The following is a 26,355-nucleotide window of genomic DNA, read 5'->3' as shown; positions in this document are numbered from 1 at the left end:
AGTTGATCTTTATCTATTCGTGCTACAGGAGAAATGAAGATAATGGTTTCCTATTTATTGAGTTTTGGGATGGAAAGAGTAATTGAGATTCTTAAGGGGAGCTTTCTATAAAAAGATAGAAAGTAAATACATTCACAAGAAGGGAGCTCAATATGGAAAAATTGCTAATTGAAGGCGGAAGAGCTTTAAATGGAACAATTCGAGTAAGTGGTGCAAAGAACAGTGCCGTTGCATTAATTCCAGCGACAATTTTAGCAGATACTCCAGTAACTATTGGTGGTGTCCCTAATATTTCGGACGTGAAAATGTTAGGAGACTTACTAGAGGAAATTGGAGGGAAAGTAACTTATGGACAGGAGGAGGAGATGGTAGTCGATCCTTCTAACATGGTTGCAATGCCTTTGCCAAATGGAAAAGTGAAAAAATTGCGCGCTTCTTATTATTTAATGGGTGCAATGCTTGGCCGTTTTAAAAAAGCTGTTATTGGGCTTCCGGGTGGATGTCATTTAGGACCGAGGCCGATTGATCAGCATATTAAAGGGTTTGAAGCGCTAGGTGCACATGTTACGAATGAACAAGGTGCCATCTATTTAAGAGCAGATGAGCTACGCGGGGCACGTATTTATTTAGATGTTGTTAGTGTAGGAGCTACGATTAATATTATGCTAGCAGCTGTACGAGCAAAAGGTAGAACTGTTATTGAAAATGCAGCGAAAGAGCCCGAGATTATTGATGTAGCTACATTGTTAACAAGCATGGGGGCACGTATTAAAGGTGCTGGTACAGATGTAATCCGAATAGATGGTGTGGACTCTTTACATGGTTGTCACCATACTATCATCCCAGATCGTATTGAAGCTGGTACGTATATGATTCTAGGAGCTGCATCAGGAGGAGAAGTAACGGTTGATAATGTTATTCCTCAGCATTTAGAATCAGTTACTGCAAAGCTAAGAGAAGCTGGTGTTCAAGTTGAAACGAACGATGATCAAATTACGGTGAACGGTAATAGAAAGTTAAAAGTAGTTGATATCAAAACGCTTGTATATCCAGGTTTTCCAACGGATTTACAACAGCCGTTTACGACGCTTTTAACAAAGGCGCACGGAACGGGAGTTGTAACAGATACGATTTACGGTGCCCGTTTCAAACACATTGATGAATTACGTCGTATGAATGCTCAAATTAAAGTAGAGGGTCGTTCGGCAATTGTAACTGGTCCTGTGTTACTGCAAGGTGCAAAAGTGAAGGCGAGTGATTTACGAGCGGGAGCGGCACTTGTTATTGCAGGTTTAATGGCAGATGGAATTACAGAAGTAACAGGACTGGAGCATATTGATCGAGGTTATGAGAATATAGTGGACAAGCTTAAAGGGCTTGGAGCAAACATTTGGCGAGAACAAATGACAAAGCAAGAAATTGAAGAAATGAAGAACGCATAAGTGATACTTCCGCAAGGGGGAAGTGAAGCATCACTACTTGCGGAAGTACACTTTATAGAAAAACACGGTTCACAAAATACGGCAGAAATATAAAGACTTAAAGGAGAGGGATTATCGTGGAGAGAAGTTTATCTATGGAGTTAGTACGTGTAACAGAGGCTGCAGCTTTATCATCAGCGCGTTGGATGGGGCGCGGGAAAAAGGATGAGGCAGACGGTGCAGCAACATCAGCTATGCGTGATGTATTTGATACAATTCCGATGAAAGGTACAGTTGTAATTGGTGAAGGTGAGATGGATGAAGCACCAATGCTATATATCGGAGAGAAATTAGGTACAGGATATGGACCACGTGTAGACGTTGCGGTTGATCCTTTAGAAGGGACAAACATCGTAGCAGCTGGTGGCTGGAATGCTCTTGCTGTTATTGCAATTGCAGACCACGGTAATTTGTTACATGCCCCTGACATGTACATGGATAAAATCGCGGTTGGCCCAGAAGCAGTTGGGGCGGTAGACATTGATGCGCCTATTATTGATAACTTACGTGCAGTTGCGAAAGCGAAAAATAAAGATATTGAAGATGTTGTAGCGACAGTTTTAAATCGTCCACGTCATCAAGAAATTATCGAAGAAATTCGTAAAGCTGGTGCGCGCATTAAATTGATTAATGATGGAGATGTAGCTGGAGCGATTAATACAGCGTTTGATCGTACAGGTGTAGATATTTTATTTGGATCTGGTGGAGCACCTGAAGGTGTATTAGCAGCAGTTGCTTTAAAATGTTTAGGTGGAGAAATTCACGGAAAACTATTGCCACAAAACGAAGCTGAATTAGCGCGTTGTAAAAAAATGGGTATAGAAGACATTAATCGTATCCTTCGTATGGAGGACTTAGTAAAAGGTGACGATGCAATCTTTGCAGCAACAGGCGTAACAGATGGAGAACTATTACGCGGTGTTCAATTTAAAGGTAGCGTAGGAACAACGCAATCCCTTGTTATGCGCGCAAAATCAGGCACAGTTCGCTTCGTAGATGGTCGTCATAGCTTAAATAAAAAACCGAACTTGGTTATTAAATAAAAAGCGTAAGCAGCTCGTTCAGAATGGGAGGGGGATGGAGCTTCTGACGTAGAGGCGCTTTTTGCCTCGTAGGAAGAAGTGAAGCCACCGACCATTCTAGCTGCTGAAGCTGGATTAAATAAAAGGTGGAAGCAGCTCGCTCAGAAAGGTTAAAATGGTCGACTTTTCTAACTATCGGAGCTGGAACTAAATTAAATAAGAAGCGAAGACAAATTTTCTTGTCTTCGCTTCTTGTATTTGTGTTCCAACGTATTGATTAAAACTAGATAAAAGGGTTACAATAGTGAATATTACCCTACTTGAACTTATTGCCTTTCATTATTAATTATTTGCCTTCCGTATTTTTTCCCTTTACCCATGAAAAAAGAGAATAACGTTAAAGTGTGGTGTCTGAATGAATTTGTCAATTGCAGCATTAGAAAACATGAAATTAAAAGAGTTATACGAGCTTGCGAAAGAATTTAAGATTTCGTATTATAGCAAGTTAACGAAAAAAGAGTTAATTTTTTCTATTTTGAAAGCTCGAGCAGAAAAAGAAGGTTTCTTTTTCATGGAAGGCGTATTAGAAATTATTCAATCAGAAGGATTTGGATTCCTACGTCCTATCAACTATTCTCCAAGCTCAGAAGATATTTATATCTCAGCTTCGCAAATTCGTCGTTTCGATTTACGTAATGGAGATAAGGTTTCTGGTAAAGTACGACCTCCGAAAGAAAATGAACGCTATTTTGGGTTATTACAAGTTGAAGCTGTAAACGGAGATGATCCAGATTCAGCAAAAGAGCGTGTGCATTTCCCTGCATTAACACCATTATACCCAGATCGCCAAATGAAATTGGAAACGGAACCTAAAAAGTTACCGACACGCATCATGGATTTAATCGCACCAGTTGGATTTGGACAACGTGGTTTAATTGTTGCGCCTCCAAAGGCTGGTAAAACAAGTCTATTAAAAGAAATCGCGCATAGTGTTACAACAAATCATCCGGAAGCAGAATTAATTGTACTTTTAATTGATGAGCGTCCAGAGGAAGTAACAGACATTGAACGTTCTGTTAAAGGAGATGTTGTAAGTTCTACTTTTGATGAAGTGCCAGAAAATCATATTAAAGTAGCTGAGCTTGTGTTAGAACGTGCGATGCGTCTTGTAGAGCACAAGAAAGATGTTATCATTTTAATGGATAGTATTACCCGTTTAGCTCGAGCTTACAACCTCGTTATTCCACCAAGTGGTAGAACATTATCAGGTGGTATCGATCCAGCTGCCTTCCATAGACCGAAGCGTTTCTTTGGAGCTGCGCGTAATATTGAAGAAGGCGGTAGCTTAACAATTTTAGCAACAGCCCTTGTTGATACAGGATCCCGTATGGACGATGTTATTTACGAGGAATTTAAAGGAACTGGAAATATGGAACTTCACTTAGATCGTTCATTAGCTGAACGTCGTATCTTCCCGGCGATCGATATTCGTCGTTCTGGTACACGTAAAGAAGATCTATTAATTCCAAAAGAACATTTAGACAAGTTATGGGGCATTCGTAAAACAATGCGTGATACACCAGACTTCGTTGAAAGTTTCTTACGTAAGCTTCGTCAAACGAAGACGAATGAAGAGTTTTTACAAAACATTGTTGCAGACTCAAAAAGGTATGTAACAACTAAGTAAAGGGAAAAAATCAGGACTCGCTTATTTTATAGTAAGCGAGTTTTTTATGCTGTTTAGGTGATATTAAAGAGAGGGATAAGTGAGAGAACCTTAGCCAGTCAGAGCTGAGCGAGCCGTCTACACTTTAAGATAATATCCAGTTCCGGTGGCTAGCTCTTCGCATCTAAGAACCTTCCGCCCAAAAGGTAAAAAGCACCTTTAGGGCGAAAGAACCTTAGCTGGTCAGAGCTGAGCGAGCCACCTCCACTTTCAATTTAATATCCAGCTCCAGCGGCTAGAATGGTCGGTGGCTTCGCGTCTTCCTACGAGGCAAAAAGCGCCTCTACGTCAGAAGCTCCATCCCCCTCCCATTCTGAACGAGCCGCTTGCGCTTTTAAAATTAAAAAGACAAAAACAGGTAGTTGCAAAATGAAGTTAGCCTTGTTATAATTTCATCATATGTGTTTCATCAATATAGTTGTGTATGCAGCTGAAGATGAAAAACTCTGTTTCGAAAATGATTCAGGGCGGAAGGAGATGAAAAGAATGAAAGCAGGAATTCACCCAGATTACAAGAAAGTTGTATTCATGGACACAAACACAGGCTTCAAATTCTTAAGCGGATCTACTAAAGGATCTAACGAAACTGTTGAGTGGGAAGATGGTAACACTTATCCATTACTAAAAGTTGAGATCAGTTCTGATTCTCACCCATTCTACACTGGACGTCAGAAGTTTGCTACTGCAGACGGACGCGTTGACCGCTTCAATAAGAAATACGGTCTTAAGTAATAAAAACATAAAACAGGCAAGTGTATGTATTCGCTTGTCTGTTTTTTTTGCGAAAATATTATACCTTTACCCTACTTTTAACTGAAAAGTAGATGAAAGGAGAGCTTCATGTACTTAATAAATCAAAATGGCTGGATTGAAGTGATTTGCGGTAGTATGTTTTCTGGCAAGTCAGAAGAGCTAATCCGCCGTGTGCGCCGTACGCAATTTGCAAAACAACATGCAATTGTATTTAAACCATGTATTGATAATCGATATAGTGAAGAAGATGTAGTATCACATAACGGATTAAAGGTAAAAGCAGTTCCTGTTTCAGCTTCAAAGAATATATTTGAACATATTACAGAAGAGCTGGATGTTATTGCAATCGATGAGGTGCAATTTTTTGATGGGGACATTGTGGAAGTGGTGCAAGTATTGGCAAATCGTGGCTATCGTGTCATTGTAGCTGGTTTAGACCAAGATTTCCGTGGTCTACCATTTGGACAAGTTCCTCAGCTGATGGCGATTGCTGAACATGTGACAAAACTACAAGCAGTATGTTCTGTATGTGGATCTCCAGCAAGTCGTACACAACGATTAATTGATGGAGAACCAGCGGCATTTGATGATCCAATTATTTTAGTTGGAGCTTCAGAATCGTATGAACCGCGTTGTCGTCATTGTCATGCAGTACCTGCAAACAAAGATAAGTAAAACTCGCTGCGCAAGGCGGGTTTTTTTCAAAATAGAGAGAATGAGCGGTGTGAGCCGCTTACGCTTTTAAATATATCTAGTTCTGGTGGCTAGCTCTTCGCATCTAAGAACCTTCCGCCCAAAAGGTAAAAAGCACCTTTAGGTCGAAAGAACCTTAGCTGGTCAGAGCTGAAAGAGCCACCGCCACTTTTAAATATATTATCTAGCTCCAGCGGCTAGAATCTCCGGCCATTTCACTCTCTCGCTCGAAGCAAAGAGCGCTTCAAGATCGAGAGTTCCAATGTCCTGCGATTCTGAACGAGCCGTTTGTGCTTTTAAATATAATTTGCGTTTTTTTGAGTAAGTACCATATACTATTTGTATTAGATACTAGGATGTAGAGGTGAATGATGTGTTAGATCGTTTGCAAGCTGTAGAAAATCGTTATGAGAAGTTAAATGAATTGTTAAGTGATCCAGCGATTATTAGTGATTCAAATAAGCTTCGTGAATATTCAAAGGAACAGTCTGATATACAGGAAACGGTAGAGGTGTATCGTGAGTATAAGGATGTTCGTGAGCAATTAAAAGATGCGAAAGCAATGTTAGAAGATAAGTTAGACGCAGAAATGCGTGAAATGGTAAAAGAAGAAGTTTCTGAGTTAGAATCACAAGATAAAACATTATCAGAGCGTCTGAAAATTTTACTTGTTCCAAAAGACCCTAATGATGATAAGAACGTTATCGTTGAGGTTCGTGGAGCTGCTGGTGGAGACGAGGCAGCTTTATTTGCTGGTGACTTATACCGTATGTATAGCCGTTACGCTGAGGTACAGGGCTGGAAAACGGAGATTATTGAGGCTAGCTATACAGAGTTAGGTGGATATAAAGAGATTATCTTTATGATTAATGGTAAAGGTGCTTTCGCGAAGCTGAAATTCGAGAATGGTGCTCACCGTGTACAACGTGTTCCTGAAACGGAATCTGGTGGACGTATTCATACATCTACAGCAACTGTAGCTGTATTACCAGAGGCAGAAGAAGTAGAAATTGATATTCACGAGAAAGATGTTCGTGTTGATACATTCGCTTCTAGTGGACCTGGTGGACAGAGCGTTAATACAACGATGTCAGCGGTGCGTTTAACGCATTTACCGACTGGTGTAGTTGTATCTTGTCAGGATGAGAAATCACAGATCAAGAATAAAGAAAAAGCGATGAAAGTATTACGCGCACGTGTTTATGATAAGTTTAGACAAGAAGCGCAAGCTGAGTATGATCAAAACCGTAAACAAGCTGTTGGTACGGGAGATCGTTCAGAGCGTATTCGTACGTATAACTTCCCGCAAAACCGTGTTACAGACCATCGAATCGGTTTAACGATTCAAAAGCTAGATCAAATCTTACAAGGTAAGTTAGATGATTTCATCAATGCCTTAGTGATGGAAGATCAGGCTCAAAAGATGGAGGCAGCTGAGTAATGCGTGTCTATGAAGCCCTGAAATGGGCTTCTTCTTTTTTACAGGAAAATGGACGAGATGAAAATGCGGGAGAAATTGTCCTTTGTCATGTATTAAAGGTGAACAGAACAGGATTACTTATGAATATGCGTGAAGAAATAACTGAGGATCAAGAGAAAAGCTTTACGGAGTTTATCCACAAGTATGTAGAAGGTATTCCTATTCAATATATGATTGGTTATGAAATGTTTTATGGACGGTCTTTCTTTGTGAATGAAGAAGTATTAATACCAAGACCGGAAACAGAAGAGCTTATAGTGGGAGTATTAGAAAGAATCGAGCGCCATTTTGGTGATGAGAAACTACATGTAGCAGATATAGGTACAGGTAGTGGAGCGATTTCTATTACGCTTGCTTTAGAAAATGAAAATCTTCATGTTTATACAGTAGATATTGCACAAGAGTCGATTGAAGTTGCAAAAGAAAATGCAAAAGCTTTAGGTGCAGAAGTAACGTTCTATCACGGTGATTTATTGTCACCATTTCATAAAACGGGTCAAAAGCTAGATGTTGTTGTTTCAAATCCTCCATATATACCGGAAGAGGATTGGCGTGGTCTTTCTCCTGTTGTGAAAGAGCATGAGCCGAAGAGAGCACTTGTTGGTGGTGAAGACGGATTAGATTTCTATCGCCGTTTTATGGAAGAATTGCCGAATGTGTTGCAGAAGAAAGCGATTGTGGCGTTTGAAATTGGAGTAGGACAAGGTGAGGATGTAAAAAGATTGTTACAACAAGCTTTTCCACATGCTCATGTTGAGGTTGTTTTCGATATTAACGGAAAAGATCGTATGGTATTTGCAGAGATGGAGTAAGGTTCACACCTTACTCTATTTTTTTGTGGAAAAATTCATATAGATTTTGAATTTAATAGTTTAGAAAGATGAAAGTCTGTCCACACTGTTTGTAGAAGGGACGGTGGAGGAAATGAAAAAACAAGTTATTGCTTATCTTCTTATACTATTAATTGGTGCACAGTTACTTGTGCAGTTTGGATATATGAAAGCTGATGCGAAAGGGCCTTCAGTTATTCCGAAAGAGGCCGTTCGATTAAGAATTTTAGCAAATAGTGATTCAGATAAAGACCAGGCATTAAAGCGTAAAGTGCGTGATGAAGTAAAAGCACAAATTGATGGATGGGTAGCGGATTTAACTTCATTTGAAGAGGCACGCAAAGTAATTCAAAGTCATATTCCAGAAATCGAGAAAACGGTGGAAAATACGTTAAATAGAGAAGGAAGTAAAGATTCATTTCAAGTGAAATTTAGTAAGAATGTAAAGTTTCCTACAAAGGTATACGGGAATTTTATTTATCCAGCAGGAGAATATGAAGCAGTATTAATCACAATTGGAGAAGGTGAAGGGGCGAACTGGTGGTGTGTATTATTTCCACCAATGTGTTTCTTAGATTTTTCGAGTGGGACAGCTGTAAGAAAAGAAGAGCACGTTGTAAAGGCGGAATCTCCTGAAGAGGAGCAGGTGAAACAACTAGATGAGGAAGTAATAGATAAAGAAGAGAAGAAAGTAGATAAGGTAAAAGAAACGAAAGCTGTAAAGCAGGAAGTAGTAAAAAAAGTAACAGCTTCTGAAAAGAAAGTAGTAAAAAATGAAACAAAAGTCGAAGAGCAGCCTGTAAGTAAAGAAGAAATAAAAACTGTGGAAAAAGTGGAGAAACCTGTGGAGAAAAAACAAGAAAAACAAAATGAGTATGTAAAAGTAGAAGAGGAAGAAGAAAAGCCAGAAGTTAAATTGTTTATTGTAGAAGCTTTTACATCTTTATTCTCTAAATAGTACTATTAATAAATCCCTCTTCATATATAAAAATGAGGAGGGATTTATTATGAAGAAAGTGTATTTTGCTACGAAAGCAGATGTGGAAAGATTACATTCTTTTTTCGGACAAGCTAATAAAAAAGATGATAAAATAAATGAGTTGTACGCACAATTTATGATTTTGGAAGAGGCGGAAGAAATACGAGCTGTAATTGGTTATGAACAAAGTGGGGAAGATGTGCTTATTCGTTCTTGTTTATTCACACCTCATGTGGATAAACAGACTTTCTTATATTTTTTTGAAATGTTTTTGCAGTATATGAAAGAAAAAAGTGTTCAACAATTGTACTTACTAACAAATCATCCACAATCTGTACCGATCTTTCAGTTTTTTGACTTTTTTACTATAGAAAAGGATGAGGTTCCAGAGGGAATTCAACAACTAGAACATTTTTGTAAAAATATAAAAGAGCAGAATGCAATAATACTAAATTGTCAGCTATTCACAAAGTTATCCACGGATTAATTAGGTTTATCCACATTTTGTGGATAAACCTTGTTTGTCTTTTGGATAAATCTCATAGTAAACTAAAAATATACAAGTATTTAAGGGTAGAAAAGGACGTGGAAAAAAATGCATACAAACATGTGGGTTGTGGATAATGTTGTGGAAAGAAAAAAATATTATCCACAGTTACAAGAAGCAGCAAAATTATTAAGAGAAAATGAGGCGGTGGCTTTCCCTACGGAAACAGTATATGGGTTAGGTGCAAATGCGATGGATGATGAAGCAATCGCGAAAATTTTCGAAGCGAAAGGAAGACCGAGTGATAATCCACTCATTGTCCATATAGGTACAAAATCTCAGTTAGATGGGATTGTGAAAGAAATTCCACCAGTTGCAGAGAAGTTAATGGCGCATTTTTGGCCAGGACCATTAACAATTATTTTGCCGAGAAAAGAAGGGATTTCAGAGAAGGTGACGGCAGGACTTAATACGGTTGGAGTAAGAATGCCTGATCATCCAATTGCACTTGCTCTTATTGAAGAGGCGAATGTACCTGTTGCGGCACCAAGTGCGAATCGTTCAGGGCGTCCAAGTCCAACATTAGCTTCTCACGTATATGAAGATTTGAATGGGAAGATTGCAGGTATTGTTGATGGTGGTGCAACTGGAGTAGGCGTTGAATCAACTGTAATTGATTGTACAAGCGCGGTTCCAACAATATTACGTCCAGGTGGGATTACGAAAGAACAATTAGAAGCGGTGATAGGTACTGTTTCTTTAGATCCAGCTTTAAAGGATGAGAAGGAAAAACCGAAATCGCCTGGAATGAAATACACACATTATGCCCCGAAAGCACCACTTAGTATTGTTGAGGGTTCACGTGAGTTTATTCAGCATCTTGTGGATGAGAAAAAGGAAGAAGGATTTAAAGTAGGCGTATTAACGACAGAAGAGTATCAGCATGTATATAGTGCAGATGTTATATTATCTTGTGGTGTTAGAAGTGACTTAGCTAGTGTTGCGACTAAATTATATGATGTACTTAGAACATTTGATGCAAGTGAAGTGGATGTTATTTTTAGTGAGTCATTCCCTAATGAAGGAATAGGGAATGCAATTATGAATCGTTTAACAAAAGCGGCAGGACATCATATTATTATTGAATGATAAGGTAAGATTAGCAAACAGAATATTTCTCCTTGGATAAGCATATTGTGAAGTAGCACGTCCAAGGAGGGGCATGAATGACGTTTGAACAGCTAATACCTTTAATAATTATGGCATTCGCCTTAGGGATGGATGCGTTCTCGGTGAGTCTTGGTATGGGGATGATACCCCTAAAGTTAAGACAAATCCTGTATATTGGTATGACGATAGGGATATTTCATATTATTATGCCGTTTATAGGAATGGTACTAGGTCGTTTTTTATCAGAGAAGTATGGAGATATCGCACATTTTGCGGGTGCTATTTTATTAATCGGACTAGGGTTTTATATCGTATATTCGAGCATTTTACAAAATGAAGAGACTAGAACAGCCCCTATTGGAATTAGTTTATTCGTATTTGCATTTGGCGTCAGTATAGATAGTTTCTCAGTAGGACTTAGTCTTGGTATTTATGGGGCACAAACAATTATTACGATTTTACTTTTTGGATTTGTTAGCATGTTATTAGCGTGGATGGGTTTATTAATTGGGAGACATGCGAAAGATATGCTCGGTACATATGGTGAGATAGTAGGTGGTATCATTTTGGTTGGGTTTGGATTATATATCCTTTTTCCTATATAATTTTATGTAGGAGGGAATTATGAACAAGCTATTGGAATGGTATGTTAAATTTTTAACCTTCTATCCTCGATGGCTAAGAAGACTTATAATTTGGGGTATTATTTTGCAAATTTCGATGTTAGGTTGGATTAAGTTAATTCGTGAATGGTGAGATAGTTCCTTTCTGTGAATATTTTGTTTGTACTATATTTATTGCGCTAAAAATTACAGATATAGAAAGGATGAGATGAATGACGAGATTGAAGCAAGTTTTTGGTATTATTATTAGTTTTTTTGTTTTTTGGTTTAGTATGCTCGGTGTACAAATGTTTGCTGAGTTTTTAGATATTGAGTCATTGAAATTTGTTGCGGGAAAGACTGAGGCGGCGCGTGCCTTTTACTCTCCGTACCCGTTTTTAATTGTTTTTCTTATTACATTGCTTTCCCTATACTTCTTCGTAATTAAGCTAGGGAAGCCGAAAAAAGAGAAAATGCCTACTTTAGAGGAAAAGAAGGAAGAATTACAATGATAAAATCCCCTGCTAAAAAGCAGGGGATTTTATATTTGAGTGATGGGAGGAATCTAGCCGCCTTGCTTTTAAATATATCCAGTTCCAGCGGCTAGAATGGCCGGTGGCTTCGCGTCTTCCTGCGAGGCAAAAAGCGCCTCTACGTCAGAAGCTCCATCCCCCCTCTCATTCTGAGCGAGCCGCTTCCGCTTTTAGATATTATCCAGTTCCAGTGGCCAGCTCTTCGCATCTAAGAACCTCCCGCACGAAAGGTAAAAAGCACCTTTTGTGCGAGAGAACCTTAGCTGGTCAGAGCTAAACGGGCCACTTCCACTTTTAAACTGGCCTAACCAATTCAAATTGTTCTCCTAATTTTGCATAGTTGTGTCCTGCTAGGCGGCTTATTGGTTTGAGTCCTTCGGCGTGAATGCGCCCTTTTTCATATAGATGTTCGGCAACGTGGAAACGAACGACGCGTCCAATTAGTAGATCACAAGCTGGTGAGTCTTCCGTTCCGCCAAGTGGAATTGCACGTTCTAATACGCATTCCATTCGAATATTTGCTTCTTTTACACCTGGAACAGAGATGACTTCACTTTCGATTGGTGTTAGTTTTGCTAGTTCAATTTCACTTTCATTTGGCGGGAGATTAGCTGCTGTTTCGTTAATTGCTGCTACATATGATTCGTCAGAAATATGTACGACAAATTCTCCTTTTTCAATTGCGTTTCGGGAAGTGTCCTTTCTTTCTCCGGCTTTTCGTTGTACAGATACTGAGATAAGTGGTGGATTAGCAGCGACAATATTGAAATAACTATATGGTGCTCCGTTTAGTACGCCTTCTTTTGTTACAGAAGTAACGAATGCGACAGGACGAGGGATGATACTTCCAGTAAGTAATTTGTAATTATCTTTTTCAGTTTGTTCATTTGGATTAATGGATAACATGCTTGTAATCCCCTTTCTAAATATGAATACTTATTGTTTGTTTACAAGATAACGATGAGAAAATCCTGCTGGAAATAATATTTTGTTTCATAAAAAGAACTTACTTCAATTGTAATGAAGTAAGTTCTTTTTTCAAGAATCTCAAATTTGAGATAAAAATTAAAGTAAAACGTATGCGCCAGGTCCGATTAAAGCTACACCAACAGCGACAGCAATTAACATTAAGTTATATTCATATCCGTTTTGTGTTACCCAGTAACCATTTTTTCCGTGAACAGTGAAGATAGCCATTAACATTGTTCCAACGATAAATAATGAACCAACTACAATGAAAATACCTGATGCAAATAAGAAACCACCTAGTAATTCAGTTGCGCCAGCCATAAATGCCATAAATACACCAGGACGTAAACCGATTGACTCCATCCAGCCACCTGTTCCTTTTAAACCGTAACCGCCGAACCAACCAAATAATTTTTGAGCGCCATGACCCATGAATGTAATTCCTATAATAAGACGAATAATAAGTAGACCGAAATCCATCATTTTTAAAAACCTCCTAAAAGTTATTAACTTACCTTACGTAAGTAATGATAAGATAGTTACTTACTTTAGTCAAGTTGATTTTGAAAAAAGTTTGAATTAAATTTTACAAATTAACAACAAAAAATAAAATGTAGTAAAGACCTCTAGACAAGTTGGGCAAAAAAAGAGAAAATATAAATAGAAGTTAACTTCTAATTGTTATTCAGACAATCAGAATTGACTGGAATTTTGTGAAGCGCTACAATAAGAGTCTATTAGTAATGACGTAATTTATTTCGAAAGCGTTTTTACAGTATAATATTCGAAGTATGAAGTCTTACATGTATCCCGAGCTTTACTAGGGATTGCCCTATAAACTTTTAGGTAAATTATAAGGAGGACTATCCTATGTTTAAAAAATTATTCGGTCTTGGTTCAAAAACAAATGAAGAAACAATCGTAGCTCCATTAACTGGAGCAGTGAAAAATATTGAAGAAGTACCAGATCCAGTATTTGCTGGTCGTATGATGGGTGACGGTGTTGCAATCGATCCTACTGAAGGTGTAGTTGTATCTCCAGTTGATGGTGAAATCGTACAATTATTCCACACAAAACATGCTATCGGAATTAAAGCGAAAAACGGTACAGAAATTTTAATCCACGTTGGATTAGAAACTGTAAAAATGGAAGGCGAAGGTTTCGAAGCTCACGTTTCTGAAGGCCAAGCTGTAAAAGCTGGAGATAAATTAATCTCATTCGACTTAGAATTAATCCGTGAAAAAGCGAAAAGCACAATTACTCCAATTGTTATTACAAACACAGATGCAGCTGAGTCTATTAAGACAACTGTAGGCGTAGCAGCTACAAAAGGTTCAACAGAAGTAATGAAAGTTACAATGAAATAATTGCAATATAAGAGGAATCCGTTTCGTATGAAATGGATTCCTTATTTTGTTGCATGTTCAGCATGTATGTTAAAATACTCTAGGCACTTGGAAATAGGGTTTCACATATATGTGGATAAGGCGCATTTTTCTTAGAAAAAATATAAGAGAAATGCGCCTTTTGTATATTCACATTTCTTTTGTTCTATTCTAATGTAAGTTATGATGAATGGTAAGAAATCGAATATAGGGGTGGGTTTGAATGAAACGAGTGTTATTTGTTTGTACTGGCAATACATGTCGTAGTCCAATGGCTGAGGCGTTGCTTCGTCATCACGGAGGAGATAAGTTTGAAGTGCAATCTGCTGGTGTTTTCGCCTATCCTGGGAGCGATGCATCGATACATGCGAAGGAAGCTTTAGCCGAAAAAGGAATTTTAATTGATCATGCGGCGCAGCAAGTAAATGAAACTTTGCTTGATTGGGCTGATATTGTCGTAACGATGACAGAAAACCATAAGCAAATTGTACTTGGACATTATCCGAGCGTTGAAAAGAAATTAAATACGTTATATGGATTAACTGAAGGTATAGGCAAGGACATTTCAGATCCCTTTGGAGGCTCGCTTTCTATTTATAAAGAAACGTTAGATGAGATGGAAAAACTTGTACAAACTTTACTGAAAAAACATTCAGTAGGTTGATGTTTCGTGTATAATACGATATTGGAGATCACTTCTTCCTATGTGAGGTAGCGAGTGTGAAATGAAGATAATTGATTGAAAATTTGGAGGGGTAAAAATGAAAGTAGTAATAGCATCTGATCACGGCGGTATGAATATCCGCAAAGAACTTGTAAGTTTATTAGAAGAGTTAAATATTGAATATATTGATTTAGGTTGTGAATGTGAAGCTGGTTCTGTTGATTACCCTGACTTTGCGTTTCCAGCAGCTGAAATGGTAGCGAATGGTGAAGTAGATCGTGGTATTTTAGTTTGTGGGACAGGCATTGGTATGTCAATCGCAGCAAACAAAGTAAATGGTATCCGTTGTGCGTTAGTTCATGATACTTTCAGCGCGAAAGCAACGAGAGAGCATAATGACACTAACATGCTAGCGATGGGCGAGCGTGTAATTGGTGCTGGTCTAGCGCGTGATATCGCGAAAATCTGGTTAACAACTGACTATGAAGGTGGTCGTCACGAAAACCGCGTAGGAAAAATTAAAACATACGAAACAAAGTAATAGATTCTAACTATCAGTAGTGTGAAATATAATTTGGTGAACCAACTTGTGAAAGGAAGAGGCGTAATGACAGAAATCGTAAAGGTAAGAGAACAGCTACAAATGTCGCTTTCTGATTTCCAAGAACAAGCTTCATTACAAAGCGGTCAAATTTTTGTAGTGGGTTGTAGCACGAGCGAAGTGCTAGGCGAAAGAATTGGAACATCAGGAACGATGGAAGTAGCAGAGGCGATTTTCTCTGAGTTAAAACAATTTCAAGAGCAAACAGGTATTGAATTAGCGTTTCAATGTTGTGAGCATTTAAACCGTGCTTTAGTAGTTGAGAGAGAAGTAGCGATAAAATATCAATTTGAAATTGTAACAGTTACGCCTGTTAGATCAGCAGGTGGTGCATTGGGGACATACGCGTATCACAATTTGAAAGATCCGGTAGTAGTTGAGTTTATTAAAGCTGATGCAGGAATGGATATTGGTGATACATTTATCGGTATGCATTTAAAGCATGTAGCTGTTCCGGTTCGTACAAGTGTGAAGGCAATTGGAAGTGCGCATGTAACGATGGCCAAAACACGTGGAAAACTAATTGGTGGAGCGCGTGCTGTCTATGCGGCAGTGGAAGAGACTACCACTTGCCGTTAAATATGAGAAATTAGGAAGTCATATAGTAACTGTTTATCATAAGATAAAAGGTATGTTGTCTGACTTTATAATAGAAGAAAGAAAAGACCGATTTTCGGTCTTTTTTTTCTTTTATGATATAGAAAGTCATGTTAGAATGTAGTTGAAAACATGAAGGTTCGAAAGAATTACAACCTGAATTTTCGTTTTTTCTGAATAAATAAGAAAAAACTGTTGGGAATCGATGTAATTCGTTCAGAAAAGGGGGATTTTGGTGGATCATTTAAAACGTCAAGATGAAAAGGTATTTGCTGCAATTGAGGCAGAACTAGGAAGACAGCGTTCAAAGATTGAGTTAATTGCTTCGGAAAACTTCGTAAGTGAAGCAGTAATGGAGGCACAAGGTTCTGTTTTAACGAATAAGTATGCTGAAGGATATCCTGGAAAACGTTACTATGGTGGCTGTGAACACGTAGACGTAGTAGAAGATATCGCACGTGATCGCGTGAAAGAAATTTTCGGCGCAGAGCACGTAAATGTTCAACCACACTCTGGTGCACAAGCGAACATGGCAGTATACTTCACGATTTTAGAGCAAGGCGATACAGTACTTGGTATGAACTTATCTCATGGTGGTCACTTAACACACGGAAGCCCTGTTAACTTCAGTGGAGTACAATATAATTTCGTAGAATATGGCGTGGATGCTGACTCTCACCGTATTAATTACGATGATGTATTAGCAAAAGCGAAAGAACATAAACCAAAATTAATCGTTGCAGGTGCAAGTGCATACCCTCGTGTTATCGATTTCAAGCGATTCCGTGAGATTGCAGATGAAGTGGGCGCTTATTTAATGGTTGATATGGCACATATCGCTGGTTTAGTAGCTGCTGGTTTACATCCAAATCCAGTACCACATGCACATTTCGTTACAACGACAACACATAAAACGTTACGTGGTCCGCGTGGTGGTATGATTTTATGTGAAGAGCAATTTGCAAAACAAATTGATAAATCAATCTTCCCTGGTATTCAAGGTGGTCCACTTATGCACGTAATCGCTGCAAAAGCTGTTGCATTTGGTGAAGCACTTCAAGATGATTTCAAAACATATGCACAAAATATCATTAACAATGCGAACCGCTTAGCTGAAGGTCTTCAAAAAGAAGGACTTACACTTGTTTCTGGCGGAACAGACAATCACTTAATCTTGATTGATGTTCGTAACTTAGAAATCACAGGTAAAGTAGCAGAGCACGTATTAGATGAAGTTGGTATTACAGTGAACAAAAATACAATTCCATTTGAAACAGCAAGCCCATTTGTAACAAGTGGTGTACGTATCGGTACAGCAGCTGTAACATCTCGTGGTTTCGGTTTAGAAGAAATGGATGAAATTGCGTCACTTATTGCTTATACATTAAAAAATCATGAAAATGAAGTTGCATTAAAAGAAGTACGTAAGCGTGTAGAAGCGTTAACTAGCAAATTCACAATGTATCCAAATCTATAATAGATTGAAGAAGACTGCCGAGACTTAATTGTTTTGGCGGTCTTTTTTGTGGACATATATTATTTTTAAAGTATGTATACAAATGATGAATAAATTTTGGCGATATAATGAAGGATACAGCTCCCATAATTGGTAAAGATACTAGATAGATTCATCGTAAAATCATGATTTTGCCAAATTTGCCCTTGAATATTAGTAGCGTTTTCTTTACAATCGTAAATAGTGTAAAAAAGCGTGCAAACGCATGAATATCATCTAAAGGAGAGATTCACATGGGAAAACTGTATGTATTTGATCACCCGTTAATTCAACATAAGATTACATATATTCGCGATAAGAATACAGGTACGAAAGATTTTCGTGAATTAGTGGACGAAGTAGCAAGTTTAATGGCTTTCGAAATTACTCGCGACCTTCCACTTAAGGACATTGAAATTGAAACACCTGTAAGCAAAGCGACAACAAAAGTGATCGCTGGTAAAAAACTTGGTTTAATTCCGATTTTACGTGCAGGTTTAGGAATGGTTGATGGAATTCTGAAATTAATTCCAGCAGCAAAAGTAGGACACGTTGGTTTATACCGTGACCCTAAAACATTGCAACCGGTAGAATACTATGTGAAACTTCCAACGGATGTAGAAGAGCGTGACTTTATCGTACTAGATCCGATGCTAGCAACAGGTGGTTCTGCGGCTGAAGCAATTAACTCTCTGAAAAAGCGCGGTGCGAAACAAATTAAATTAATGTGTATCGTTGCAGCTCCAGAAGGGGTAAAAGTAGTACAAGAAGAACATCCTGATGTTGATATTTATGTAGCAGCATTAGATGAGAAATTAAATGACCACGGATATGTAGTGCCAGGTCTTGGTGATGCTGGTGACCGTTTATTCGGAACGAAGTAAGACAACTGACGAGCAGGGGAGATTCCCCAGCTCGTCTTTTTTGTTGTAAGCAAGTAGGGGAGGGGGAGAGGATAAATATACATCGTATATACAACATAAGTTGCATACACCTCACATATAATATAGAAGTCTTACGTCTGAGGAACACTATATTATGGAAGAAAAGCGTTATATCTCGAAAATATAATAGTGACAAACTTGTGAACATTTCCTTCTATTATAAAGAGAAAACTGTTAGAAATTGCATATATGTAACCAGTATTTAGAAGGGGAACGTTTTCATTTTTGGGAGGAAATGCCTAATACTCAAATTTTTAGATTTTTTACGATTTCTCGTTGACACTGTTAATACCCTATTGTATGCTAACAACGGGGATAGATGGTAGGGCTTTCAGTGACAAAATTACATCTATTCCGTGACGAAAATGTAAACTTTTTGTTTTGTATAGGATTTATGCAAAAAAATGAGTTATTATTAACACATCGTGAATGAGGGTTACATATTGGAGGGATGAATCCTTGCAAAAAAACGATCGCAGCCATATAAAAGCTTATGCTTTAATGTCAGGTATTCTTGCTCAATTAGTCGGTTCTATTCTTGTTGGAATCTTTGGTGGGCAGTGGATTGATAATAAGGTTGGAACGTTTCCGTTGTTTCTTATTATAGGGTTATTACTCGGACTAGGAACAGGGGTATACGCAATGATTCGACTCATTCGACATTACTATTCGGGAGAGCAATGATGATAGACGTACATGGACTTGTCCAAAGACAAAAGAAATATATGTACTACTTGCTTGCGCTTCTAGTGCTAGGATGGGGATTTACCTCTTACAAGGATGTATTTCTTGGACTGATTATCGGGACGATTTTCAGTTTTCTTAGTTTGCGCATCATTGCACGTAGAACAGACAAGCTGCTAGATCGCGTAACAAATGGAGAAAACGTGAAGTTCAAGGCAACAGCGGTAAGTACATATTCAAGATTCGCCACGATTGGGTTATTAATTTTATTTGCAGCCAAATATCAAGAGTTAATCGCGATGTGGGGCCTAGGTGTAGGATTGCTGACAGGATACCTTGTCATGATCATAGATTTTCTTTATTTAGAGTATAAGAGCAGGGAAGAGAGGTGAATTACTAGTGGAACACGGTAAATTAGTTGAATTTCTAGGTTTAACGTTCGATTTGTCATCAGTTATGATGGTTACTGTAGCAGCAGTTATTGTTTTCTTAATCGCTGTTATTGGAACTCGCAGCTTAGCTCTTCGCCCAACCGGGATGCAAAACTTCATGGAATGGGTGTTTGACTTCGTGAAAGGGATTATCAATAGTACGATGGACTGGAAAACAGGTGGACGTTTCTTAACGCTTGGCGTTACGCTTATCATGTTTATCATCGTATCGAACTTCCTTGGTTTACCATTCATGTATTCAGCAACTGAAGCTGGCGAACATATTGCATGGTGGAGATCACCAACGTCTGATCCAGCAGTTACATTAACATTAGCCGTGATGGTAGTTACCCTCACCCATTATTATGGAATTAAGATGAAGGGTACGAAAGAGTACGTAAAAGGTTATTTCCAACCTATGAAATTCTTATTCCCATTAAAGGTTATTGAGGAGTTTGCTAACACATTAACGTTAGGTCTTCGTTTATTTGGTAACATTTATGCAGGTGAGATCTTATTAGGATTACTTGCTAAGTTGGGCGGAGCATCAGTCCTTGGGGCATTAGGTGCGCTTGTACCAATGTTAGCATGGATGGGATTCAGTGTATTCGTTGGATCAATCCAAGCATTTATTTTCGTTATGTTAACGATGGTTTATATGGCTCATAAAGTAAGCCATGACCATTAATATAATTTAAGTAAGAAAAAATTTATTTTTTTATAATACAAAGGAGGACAAATTAAATGAGTTTAGGTGTAATCGCAGCTGCAATTGCAATTGGTTTATCAGCATTAGGTGCAGGTATTGGTAACGGTCTTATCGTATCACGTACAATCGAAGGTGTTGCTCGTCAACCAGAATTAAAAGGCGCACTTCAAACAATTATGTTCATCGGGGTTGCTTTAGTTGAGGCACTTCCAATCATCGGTGTAGTTATTGCATTCATCGTAATGAACAAATAAGGGAGACTCCCCTTACATAGATGGCGAAGAGTGTTTTTCCGAACTTTCTTCGCCATTGCTTTATGAATGAAACGTATGTCTTTTTTTTTCATATGATCAATTTAGATATTTTGAAGGGAGTGAATCCTTGTGCCAACTTTATTATTAGGTGCTGCCATTCCATTTGGAACGATTGCTTATACATTGTTCATTTTCTTACTTCTATTAGTAATGCTACGCAAATTTGCGTGGGGTCCTTTAATGGGAATTATGAAAGAACGTGAAGAGCATGTTACTAATGAAATCGACGCTGCAGAAAGAAGTAATGCTGAGGCGAAGAAGTTAGTAGAAGAACAACGTGAAATGTTAAAACAATCACGTGTTGAAGCACAAGAGTTAATCGAAAGAGCGAAAAAGCAAGCTGTAGATCAAAAAGATGTTATTGTTGCTGCTGCGAAAGAAGAAGCAGAATCAATTAAAGCATCTGCTGTACAAGAAATTCAACGCGAAAAAGAGCAAGCAATTGCTGCTTTACAAGAACAAGTTGCTTCTTTATCTGTTCAAATTGCTTCTAAAGTAATTGAAAAAGAATTAAAAGAAGAAGATCAAGTGAAGTTAATTCGCGATTATATTAAAGAAGTAGGAGAAGCGCGATGAGCAATGGGATTGTAGCAAAACGTTATGCTGTCGCTCTTTTTAAAATTGCTAAAGAAAAACACGTATTAGAAATGTTTGAAGAGGAATTACGCCTTGTACAAAACGTTTATGTAAAGAACGGAGAACTACATAGCTTTTTAACGCAACCGAACATTTCAAAGGAACAAAAGAAAACGTTTCTTGCAAACGTATTCGGATCTGTTTCTGAATCTATTTTAAATACGTTATATATTTTAATTGATAACAAACGCATTGATATCTTACCTGAAATTGCAGATGAATATGTTGTTCTTGCTAATGAAGAACGTAACGTAGCGGACGCAACTGTATATTCTACTCGTCTTCTATCAGAAGAAGAGAAGCTTAACATTGCAGAAGCATTTGCGAAGAGAACAGGAAAAGATGCAATTCGCGTGAAAAATGTTGTAGATGAAGATTTACTAGGCGGCATTAAAGTACGTATTGGAAATCGCATTTATGATGGAAGTTTACAAGGAAAATTAGCACGTATTCAGCGTGAATTAATGAAGAATAGATAGGGGTGAAGCACATGAGCATCAGAGCTGAAGAAATTAGCGCACTGATAAAGCAACAAATCGAGAACTATCAGTCTGAAATCGAAGTTAGTGATGTTGGTACAGTTATCCAAGTTGGTGACGGTATCGCGCGTGCTCATGGTCTTGATAACGTTATGGCTGGTGAACTTGTAGAGTTCTCTAACGGCGTTATGGGACTAGCACAAAACTTAGAGGAAAATAACGTAGGTATTATCATTTTAGGACCTTACACAGAAATTCGTGAAGGTGACGAAGTTCGTCGTACTGGTCGCATCATGCAAGTACCGGTAGGAAAAGAACTAATTGGTCGTGTTGTAAACCCATTAGGTCAACCAGTTGATGGTTTAGGCCCAATCAATACAACAAACACTCGTCCAATTGAAAGTCCAGCACCAGGTGTAATGGATCGTAAATCTGTTCATGAGCCACTTCAAACAGGTATTAAAGCGATCGATGCTCTTGTACCAATTGGCCGTGGTCAACGTGAGTTAATCATCGGTGACCGTCAAACTGGTAAAACAGCGGTTGCACTTGATACAATCATTAACCAAAAAGATGAAGATATGATTTGTATCTATGTAGCAATTGGACAAAAAGAATCAACTGTACGTAACGTAGTAGAAACACTACGTAAGCACGGTGCATTAGAGTACACAATCGTTGTAACTGCATCTGCTTCTCAACCAGCTCCATTATTATACCTAGCTCCTTACGCTGGTGTAACAATGGGTGAAGAGTTCATGTACAATGGTAAACACGTATTAGTAGTATATGATGACTTATCAAAACAAGCAGCGGCTTACCGTGAGCTGTCATTACTATTACGTCGTCCTCCAGGTCGTGAAGCTTACCCAGGGGATGTATTCTACTTACATTCTCGCTTATTAGAGCGTGCAGCAAAATTAAGTGATGCAAAAGGCGGCGGTTCTTTAACTGCACTACCTTTCATCGAAACACAAGCAGGGGACGTATCAGCATACATCCCAACAAACGTAATTTCTATTACGGATGGACAAATCTTCTTACAATCTGACCTATTCTTCTCTGGCGTACGTCCAGCGATCGATGCGGGTACTTCTGTATCTCGTGTAGGTGGATCTGCTCAGATTAAAGCAATGAGTAAAGTATCAGGTACACTTCGTCTTGACCTTGCATCTTACCGTGAGTTAGAAGCGTTCGCTCAGTTCGGTTCTGACCTTGATAAAGCAACTCAAGCGAAATTAAACCGTGGTGCTCGTACTGTTGAGGTATTAAAACAAGGATTACACAAACCATTACGTGTAGAGAAACAAGTTATCATTCTTTACGCTTTAACACGTGGATTCCTAGATGATATCCCAGTAGTAGATATCACTCGTTTCGAAGAAGAATTCCATGCTTGGTTAGATTCTAATGCGACTGACTTATTAGAAGAAATCCGCACAACTAAGAAACTTGCGGATGACGACAAATTTGCAGCAGCAATTAATGGATTTAAAAAAGTATTCGTAGCTTCTGAATAATAATAAAAAGTGAAGCCGACTGTTCAGCCCCATCGGCTAAGGTTCTTTCTCACAGAAGGTGCTTTTTACCTTCTTGTGGGGAAGGTTCTTAGACGAAAGGGGCTAGGAGGCGGAACTAGATTAATAAAAGCAGAAGCGGCTCGTTTAAGCCGCTGCAGCTAGATAGTATATATAAAGGCATCTCAATTTCTGAGATTGCTGACGGTTATGTAAAGGAAAAGAGTAGGTGCACCTATTCTTTTCCTTCAATCATGAGCAAGAATATCTTGCAACGTAGATTAGGAAGAGGATTCTTACTAATCGTGCCAACTTCCGGAAAAAAGGTGGTGAAAACCTGTGGCATCTTTACGCGATATAAAAGCGAAGATTAACTCGACAAAGAAAACGAGTCAAATTACGAAAGCGATGGAGATGGTATCTGCATCTAAGTTAAACCGTGCAGAGCAAAATGCTAAATCTTTCGTTCCGTATATGGAAAAGATTCAAGAAGTAGTAGCGAGCATTGCGCAAGGAAGTAAAGGAATTAATCATCCGATGCTAAATGCGCGTCCTGTAAAGCGTACAGGATACATCGTTATTACATCTGATCGCGGACTAGCAGGTGGTTATAACAGTAACGTATTACGTACAGTAAGTAACGTAATTCGTGAACGTCATAATATGGATTCAAACCAATATTCAATTATTGTGCTTGGACGACTAGGACGTGATTATTTAAAACGTCGCGGCTTTAACATCATTGATGAAGTAGTTGGACTATCTGACCACCCATCATTTACTGATATTAAAGACCTTGCTTCTCGAGCAATTGCGATGTTCGCAGATGGTGCTTATGATGAGCTGTACATTTACTACAACCATTACGTAAGTAAAATTTCACAAGAGGTAACGGAAAATAAAATTTTACCGCTTACTGATGTGGCGTCTGACAAACCGACGACAGCTTATGAATTCGAACCTTCTGAAGAAGAAATTTTAAAAGTACTATTGCCACAATACGCAGAAAGCTTAGTGTACGGTGCATTACTAGACGGTAAAGCAAGTGAACACGCAGCGCGTATGACAGCAATGAAGAGTGCTACAGACAACGCAATGGAAGTTATCGATTCACTTACACTTTCATTCAACCGTGCGCGTCAGGCAGCGATTACGCAAGAAATTACGGAAATCGTTGGTGGAGCAGCAGCGTTAGAATAGTATTAAAAGGCGGAAGCGGCTCTGTCAAAAGAGTCGCGTAAGCTATAAACCAATAAAAAATTAAAAGCTAGCTGCTCGTAGAAAGTTGGCTAATTAAAAGAAAGCTAGGAGGGAACCCGATGAATAAAGGGCGCGTTACGCAAATCATGGGTCCGGTTGTAGACGTTAAGTTTGATGGCGGAAAGCTACCAGAAATCTACAACGCCCTTACGGTAAAACAAAGCAACGAAAACGGAAGTATTAACTTAACATTTGAAGTTGCACTTCATTTAGGTGATGATACAGTTCGTACAGTTGCAATGTCTTCCACAGATGGACTTGTTCGTGGCACAGAAGTAGAAGATACTGGTAAACCAATCTCTGTACCAGTTGGTGATGTAACACTTGGTCGCGTATTTAACGTATTAGGTGATGCAATTGACTTAGATGGTGAGGTTCCTGCAGATGTACATCGTGATCCAATTCACCGTCAAGCACCTGCATTCGAAGAATTATCTACTAAAGTAGAAATTCTTGAAACTGGTATTAAAGTAGTAGACTTACTTGCTCCTTACATTAAGGGTGGTAAGATCGGCCTATTCGGTGGTGCCGGCGTAGGTAAAACAGTATTAATTCAGGAATTAATTAACAACATCGCACAAGAGCACGGTGGTATCTCTGTATTCGCTGGTGTAGGTGAGCGTACTCGTGAGGGTAATGACTTATACCACGAAATGAGCGATTCTGGCGTAATCAAGAAAACTGCGATGGTATTCGGACAAATGAACGAGCCACCTGGAGCACGTCAACGTGTTGCATTAACAGGTTTAACAATGGCTGAGCATTTCCGTGATGAGCAAGGACAAGACGTACTTCTGTTCATCGATAACATCTTCCGTTTCACGCAAGCGGGTTCTGAAGTATCTGCCCTTCTTGGTCGTATGCCATCTGCGGTAGGTTACCAACCAACACTTGCAACAGAAATGGGTCAATTACAAGAGCGTATTACATCTACAAATAAAGGGTCTATCACGTCTATCCAAGCGGTATATGTACCAGCCGATGACTATACTGACCCAGCACCAGCTACAACGTTCGCTCACTTAGATGCAACAACAAACTTAGAGCGTCGTTTAACGCAAATGGGTATTTACCCAGCCGTAGATCCATTAGCATCTACATCTCGTGCACTTTCTCCAGAAATCGTAGGAGAAGAACATTATGAAGTAGCTCGTCAAGTACAGCAAACTTTACAACGTTATAAAGAGCTTCAAGATATCATCGCTATCTTAGGTATGGATGAGTTATCTGAAGAAGATAAGTTAGTTGTACATCGTGCTCGTCGTATTCAATTCTTCTTATCTCAAAACTTCCACGTAGCTGAGCAGTTTACAGGTCAAAAAGGTTCTTACGTACCTGTAAAGAATACAGTTAGTGGTTTCAAAGAAATTCTAGAAGGAAAATATGATGACCTTCCAGAAGATGCATTCCGCTTAGTAGGTGGCATTGAAGAAGTTATTGAAAACGCGAAGAAAATGATGGCGTAAGGCCTTAGGAGGGACGAAGTATGAAGACATTTCCAGTCAGTATTGTAACTCCTGATGGACCGGTTTACGAAAAAGAAGTAGAAATGGTAAGTGTAAAAGCAGAGAGTGGGGAAATGGGGATTTTACCAGGTCACATTCCAACTGTTGCACCATTAAAAATTAGTGCAGTTCGTCTGAAAAATGGTGGACACACTGATTATGTAGCAGTAAGCGGTGGCTTTATCGAAGTTCGTCCAGATAAAGTGACTGTATTATCATCATCTGCTGAAGAAGCAAACCATATCGATATCCATCGTGCAAATGAAGCGAAGCGTCGCGCTGAGCAACGTCTGCAAGATAAACAAGCACATGTTGACTTTAAACGTGCAGAAATGGCATTACAACGTGCTGTGAACCGTTTGAACGTTTCCGATATGAAGTAAAAAAATCCGTAAGGGCTTTGCCTTT

The 26,355-nt window shown here is 38.7% G+C and carries 32 protein-coding genes; 30 read left to right on the top strand and 2 right to left on the bottom strand.

Going from position 1 to position 26,355, the window contains the following annotated elements:
- Window positions 1-152: 152 nt before the first annotated feature.
- From murA to NST27_RS26030, 13 genes are all read left to right on the top strand, one after another.
- Window positions 153-1,442: a UDP-N-acetylglucosamine 1-carboxyvinyltransferase gene (gene murA / locus NST27_RS26090; RefSeq protein ID WP_000413254.1), complete on the top strand. Its 1,290-nt coding sequence runs from the start codon at window positions 153-155 to the stop codon at window positions 1,440-1,442.
- A gap of 116 nt (window positions 1,443-1,558) precedes the next feature.
- Window positions 1,559-2,524: a class II fructose-bisphosphatase gene (glpX, locus tag NST27_RS26085; protein ID WP_000442340.1), complete on the top strand. Its 966-nt coding sequence runs from the start codon at window positions 1,559-1,561 to the stop codon at window positions 2,522-2,524.
- Between the two features lie 394 nt (window positions 2,525-2,918).
- Window positions 2,919-4,190: a transcription termination factor Rho gene (gene rho, locus NST27_RS26080; RefSeq protein ID WP_001053903.1), complete on the top strand. Its 1,272-nt coding sequence runs from the start codon at window positions 2,919-2,921 to the stop codon at window positions 4,188-4,190.
- Window positions 4,191-4,715: 525 nt separating this feature from the next.
- A complete protein-coding gene (locus NST27_RS26075; protein WP_000643433.1) occupies window positions 4,716-4,961 on the top strand; it encodes a type B 50S ribosomal protein L31 in 246 nt (81 codons plus the stop codon).
- 108 nt (window positions 4,962-5,069) lie between these two features.
- Window positions 5,070-5,657 carry a thymidine kinase gene (locus NST27_RS26070; protein ID WP_047387273.1) on the top strand — a complete coding sequence of 196 codons (588 nt, stop codon included), beginning with the start codon at window positions 5,070-5,072 and terminating at the stop codon, window positions 5,655-5,657.
- 391 nt (window positions 5,658-6,048) lie between these two features.
- Window positions 6,049-7,116, top strand: a complete 1,068-nt coding sequence (prfA, locus tag NST27_RS26065; protein ID WP_000887064.1) for a peptide chain release factor 1 — start codon at window positions 6,049-6,051, stop codon at window positions 7,114-7,116.
- The gene (gene prmC / locus NST27_RS26060; RefSeq protein WP_001267060.1) at window positions 7,116-7,967 is read left to right on the top strand and encodes a peptide chain release factor N(5)-glutamine methyltransferase; all 852 of its coding nucleotides are present in this window, start codon (window positions 7,116-7,118) and stop codon (window positions 7,965-7,967) included. Before prfA ends, prmC begins: the two co-directional genes overlap by 1 nt.
- A gap of 112 nt (window positions 7,968-8,079) precedes the next feature.
- On the top strand, window positions 8,080-8,943 hold the full coding sequence (gene spoIIR / locus NST27_RS26055; RefSeq protein ID WP_000745071.1) for a stage II sporulation protein R: 864 nt from the start codon (window positions 8,080-8,082) through the stop codon (window positions 8,941-8,943).
- Between the two features lie 49 nt (window positions 8,944-8,992).
- Window positions 8,993-9,451 carry a mechanosensitive ion channel protein gene (locus NST27_RS26050; protein WP_000758437.1) on the top strand — a complete coding sequence of 153 codons (459 nt, stop codon included), beginning with the start codon at window positions 8,993-8,995 and terminating at the stop codon, window positions 9,449-9,451.
- 108 nt (window positions 9,452-9,559) lie between these two features.
- Entirely contained in the window at window positions 9,560-10,600 is a 1,041-nt protein-coding gene (locus tag NST27_RS26045; RefSeq protein ID WP_000557351.1) for an L-threonylcarbamoyladenylate synthase, read from the top strand.
- Between the two features lie 77 nt (window positions 10,601-10,677).
- Window positions 10,678-11,226: a manganese efflux pump MntP gene (locus NST27_RS26040; protein WP_000142463.1), complete on the top strand. Its 549-nt coding sequence runs from the start codon at window positions 10,678-10,680 to the stop codon at window positions 11,224-11,226.
- Window positions 11,227-11,245: 19 nt separating this feature from the next.
- The gene (locus tag NST27_RS26035; protein ID WP_001037636.1) at window positions 11,246-11,377 is read left to right on the top strand and encodes a hypothetical protein; all 132 of its coding nucleotides are present in this window, start codon (window positions 11,246-11,248) and stop codon (window positions 11,375-11,377) included.
- A gap of 79 nt (window positions 11,378-11,456) precedes the next feature.
- A complete protein-coding gene (locus NST27_RS26030) occupies window positions 11,457-11,735 on the top strand; it encodes a DUF3935 domain-containing protein (RefSeq protein ID WP_000197472.1) in 279 nt (92 codons plus the stop codon).
- A gap of 315 nt (window positions 11,736-12,050) precedes the next feature.
- On the opposite strand, the gene NST27_RS26025 is transcribed toward NST27_RS26030, so the two are convergent.
- Both NST27_RS26025 and NST27_RS26020 read right to left on the bottom strand, forming a co-directional pair.
- Entirely contained in the window at window positions 12,051-12,662 is a 612-nt protein-coding gene (locus NST27_RS26025; protein ID WP_000949055.1) for a flavin reductase family protein, read from the bottom strand.
- 159 nt (window positions 12,663-12,821) lie between these two features.
- A complete protein-coding gene (locus tag NST27_RS26020; protein WP_000968616.1) occupies window positions 12,822-13,208 on the bottom strand; it encodes a DoxX family protein in 387 nt (128 codons plus the stop codon).
- A 387-nt stretch (window positions 13,209-13,595) separates the two neighbouring features.
- Between NST27_RS26020 and NST27_RS26015 the strand changes: the two genes are divergently transcribed.
- From NST27_RS26015 to atpC, 17 genes are all read left to right on the top strand, one after another.
- Entirely contained in the window at window positions 13,596-14,093 is a 498-nt protein-coding gene (locus tag NST27_RS26015; RefSeq protein WP_000473665.1) for a PTS sugar transporter subunit IIA, read from the top strand.
- Between the two features lie 241 nt (window positions 14,094-14,334).
- Complete coding sequence (locus tag NST27_RS26010; RefSeq protein WP_047387270.1) at window positions 14,335-14,775, top strand: low molecular weight protein arginine phosphatase; 441 nt, start codon at window positions 14,335-14,337, stop codon at window positions 14,773-14,775.
- A gap of 97 nt (window positions 14,776-14,872) precedes the next feature.
- The gene (gene rpiB / locus NST27_RS26005) at window positions 14,873-15,316 is read left to right on the top strand and encodes a ribose 5-phosphate isomerase B (protein WP_000869542.1); all 444 of its coding nucleotides are present in this window, start codon (window positions 14,873-14,875) and stop codon (window positions 15,314-15,316) included.
- Between the two features lie 66 nt (window positions 15,317-15,382).
- On the top strand, window positions 15,383-15,955 hold the full coding sequence (locus tag NST27_RS26000; protein ID WP_000136376.1) for a TIGR01440 family protein: 573 nt from the start codon (window positions 15,383-15,385) through the stop codon (window positions 15,953-15,955).
- Between the two features lie 253 nt (window positions 15,956-16,208).
- On the top strand, window positions 16,209-17,450 hold the full coding sequence (gene glyA, locus NST27_RS25995) for a serine hydroxymethyltransferase (RefSeq protein WP_030029517.1): 1,242 nt from the start codon (window positions 16,209-16,211) through the stop codon (window positions 17,448-17,450).
- Window positions 17,451-17,722: 272 nt separating this feature from the next.
- Window positions 17,723-18,352, top strand: coding sequence for a uracil phosphoribosyltransferase (gene upp, locus NST27_RS25990; protein ID WP_000517539.1), 630 nt, complete (start codon window positions 17,723-17,725; stop codon window positions 18,350-18,352).
- Between the two features lie 379 nt (window positions 18,353-18,731).
- Entirely contained in the window at window positions 18,732-18,845 is a 114-nt protein-coding gene (locus NST27_RS25985) for a DUF4024 domain-containing protein (protein ID WP_000232962.1), read from the top strand.
- A 26-nt stretch (window positions 18,846-18,871) separates the two neighbouring features.
- Window positions 18,872-19,096 carry an AtpZ/AtpI family protein gene (locus tag NST27_RS25980; protein WP_001171223.1) on the top strand — a complete coding sequence of 75 codons (225 nt, stop codon included), beginning with the start codon at window positions 18,872-18,874 and terminating at the stop codon, window positions 19,094-19,096.
- Window positions 19,096-19,488 (top strand): ATP synthase subunit I, encoded by a 393-nt coding sequence (locus NST27_RS25975; RefSeq protein WP_000567600.1) that lies wholly within the window; start codon window positions 19,096-19,098, stop codon window positions 19,486-19,488. Before NST27_RS25980 ends, NST27_RS25975 begins: the two co-directional genes overlap by 1 nt.
- A gap of 7 nt (window positions 19,489-19,495) precedes the next feature.
- Complete coding sequence (atpB, locus tag NST27_RS25970; RefSeq protein WP_000399871.1) at window positions 19,496-20,215, top strand: F0F1 ATP synthase subunit A; 720 nt, start codon at window positions 19,496-19,498, stop codon at window positions 20,213-20,215.
- Between the two features lie 56 nt (window positions 20,216-20,271).
- Window positions 20,272-20,490 (top strand): F0F1 ATP synthase subunit C, encoded by a 219-nt coding sequence (atpE, locus tag NST27_RS25965; protein WP_000052064.1) that lies wholly within the window; start codon window positions 20,272-20,274, stop codon window positions 20,488-20,490.
- 129 nt (window positions 20,491-20,619) lie between these two features.
- On the top strand, window positions 20,620-21,126 hold the full coding sequence (gene atpF, locus NST27_RS25960) for a F0F1 ATP synthase subunit B (RefSeq protein WP_001142618.1): 507 nt from the start codon (window positions 20,620-20,622) through the stop codon (window positions 21,124-21,126).
- A complete protein-coding gene (gene atpH, locus NST27_RS25955) occupies window positions 21,123-21,665 on the top strand; it encodes a F0F1 ATP synthase subunit delta (RefSeq protein WP_000064683.1) in 543 nt (180 codons plus the stop codon). The genes atpF and atpH overlap by 4 nt, the downstream gene beginning before the upstream one ends.
- A gap of 11 nt (window positions 21,666-21,676) precedes the next feature.
- Complete coding sequence (atpA, locus tag NST27_RS25950; protein WP_000027518.1) at window positions 21,677-23,185, top strand: F0F1 ATP synthase subunit alpha; 1,509 nt, start codon at window positions 21,677-21,679, stop codon at window positions 23,183-23,185.
- 336 nt (window positions 23,186-23,521) lie between these two features.
- A complete protein-coding gene (gene atpG / locus NST27_RS25945; protein ID WP_000157696.1) occupies window positions 23,522-24,382 on the top strand; it encodes a F0F1 ATP synthase subunit gamma in 861 nt (286 codons plus the stop codon).
- Window positions 24,383-24,501: 119 nt separating this feature from the next.
- The gene (gene atpD / locus NST27_RS25940) at window positions 24,502-25,908 is read left to right on the top strand and encodes a F0F1 ATP synthase subunit beta (protein WP_001032593.1); all 1,407 of its coding nucleotides are present in this window, start codon (window positions 24,502-24,504) and stop codon (window positions 25,906-25,908) included.
- Between the two features lie 20 nt (window positions 25,909-25,928).
- Entirely contained in the window at window positions 25,929-26,330 is a 402-nt protein-coding gene (gene atpC, locus NST27_RS25935; RefSeq protein WP_000847211.1) for a F0F1 ATP synthase subunit epsilon, read from the top strand.
- The last annotated feature ends 25 nt before the right edge of the window (window positions 26,331-26,355 follow it).

This window comes from Bacillus sp. FSL W8-0770 (genome assembly GCF_038008705.1).
Lineage (GTDB): Bacteria > Bacillota > Bacilli > Bacillales > Bacillaceae_G > Bacillus_A > Bacillus_A cereus.
This window is presented reverse-complemented; position numbering and strand designations above follow the sequence as displayed.

What these genes read in the sequence shown, in the direction of transcription:
- murA (WP_000413254.1), top strand. Translation starts at nt 153, where the DNA reads ATGGAAAAATTGCTAATTGAAGGCGGAAGAGCTTTAAATGGAACAATT.
- rho (WP_001053903.1), top strand. Translation starts at nt 2,919, where the DNA reads ATGAATTTGTCAATTGCAGCATTAGAAAACATGAAATTAAAAGAGTTA.
- NST27_RS26075 (WP_000643433.1), top strand. Translation starts at nt 4,716, where the DNA reads ATGAAAGCAGGAATTCACCCAGATTACAAGAAAGTTGTATTCATGGAC.
- NST27_RS26070 (WP_047387273.1), top strand. Translation starts at nt 5,070, where the DNA reads ATGTACTTAATAAATCAAAATGGCTGGATTGAAGTGATTTGCGGTAGT.
- prmC (WP_001267060.1), top strand. Translation starts at nt 7,116, where the DNA reads ATGCGTGTCTATGAAGCCCTGAAATGGGCTTCTTCTTTTTTACAGGAA.
- spoIIR (WP_000745071.1), top strand. Translation starts at nt 8,080, where the DNA reads ATGAAAAAACAAGTTATTGCTTATCTTCTTATACTATTAATTGGTGCA.
- NST27_RS26050 (WP_000758437.1), top strand. Translation starts at nt 8,993, where the DNA reads ATGAAGAAAGTGTATTTTGCTACGAAAGCAGATGTGGAAAGATTACAT.
- NST27_RS26045 (WP_000557351.1), top strand. Translation starts at nt 9,560, where the DNA reads ATGCATACAAACATGTGGGTTGTGGATAATGTTGTGGAAAGAAAAAAA.
- NST27_RS26040 (WP_000142463.1), top strand. Translation starts at nt 10,678, where the DNA reads ATGACGTTTGAACAGCTAATACCTTTAATAATTATGGCATTCGCCTTA.
- NST27_RS26035 (WP_001037636.1), top strand. Translation starts at nt 11,246, where the DNA reads ATGAACAAGCTATTGGAATGGTATGTTAAATTTTTAACCTTCTATCCT.
- NST27_RS26030 (WP_000197472.1), top strand. Translation starts at nt 11,457, where the DNA reads ATGACGAGATTGAAGCAAGTTTTTGGTATTATTATTAGTTTTTTTGTT.
- NST27_RS26025 (WP_000949055.1), bottom strand. Translation starts at nt 12,662, where the DNA reads ATGTTATCCATTAATCCAAATGAACAAACTGAAAAAGATAATTACAAA.
- NST27_RS26020 (WP_000968616.1), bottom strand. Translation starts at nt 13,208, where the DNA reads ATGATGGATTTCGGTCTACTTATTATTCGTCTTATTATAGGAATTACA.
- NST27_RS26015 (WP_000473665.1), top strand. Translation starts at nt 13,596, where the DNA reads ATGTTTAAAAAATTATTCGGTCTTGGTTCAAAAACAAATGAAGAAACA.
- NST27_RS26010 (WP_047387270.1), top strand. Translation starts at nt 14,335, where the DNA reads ATGAAACGAGTGTTATTTGTTTGTACTGGCAATACATGTCGTAGTCCA.
- rpiB (WP_000869542.1), top strand. Translation starts at nt 14,873, where the DNA reads ATGAAAGTAGTAATAGCATCTGATCACGGCGGTATGAATATCCGCAAA.
- NST27_RS26000 (WP_000136376.1), top strand. Translation starts at nt 15,383, where the DNA reads ATGACAGAAATCGTAAAGGTAAGAGAACAGCTACAAATGTCGCTTTCT.
- upp (WP_000517539.1), top strand. Translation starts at nt 17,723, where the DNA reads ATGGGAAAACTGTATGTATTTGATCACCCGTTAATTCAACATAAGATT.
- NST27_RS25985 (WP_000232962.1), top strand. Translation starts at nt 18,732, where the DNA reads ATGGTAGGGCTTTCAGTGACAAAATTACATCTATTCCGTGACGAAAAT.
- NST27_RS25975 (WP_000567600.1), top strand. Translation starts at nt 19,096, where the DNA reads ATGATAGACGTACATGGACTTGTCCAAAGACAAAAGAAATATATGTAC.
- atpE (WP_000052064.1), top strand. Translation starts at nt 20,272, where the DNA reads ATGAGTTTAGGTGTAATCGCAGCTGCAATTGCAATTGGTTTATCAGCA.
- atpH (WP_000064683.1), top strand. Translation starts at nt 21,123, where the DNA reads ATGAGCAATGGGATTGTAGCAAAACGTTATGCTGTCGCTCTTTTTAAA.
- atpA (WP_000027518.1), top strand. Translation starts at nt 21,677, where the DNA reads ATGAGCATCAGAGCTGAAGAAATTAGCGCACTGATAAAGCAACAAATC.
- atpD (WP_001032593.1), top strand. Translation starts at nt 24,502, where the DNA reads ATGAATAAAGGGCGCGTTACGCAAATCATGGGTCCGGTTGTAGACGTT.
- atpC (WP_000847211.1), top strand. Translation starts at nt 25,929, where the DNA reads ATGAAGACATTTCCAGTCAGTATTGTAACTCCTGATGGACCGGTTTAC.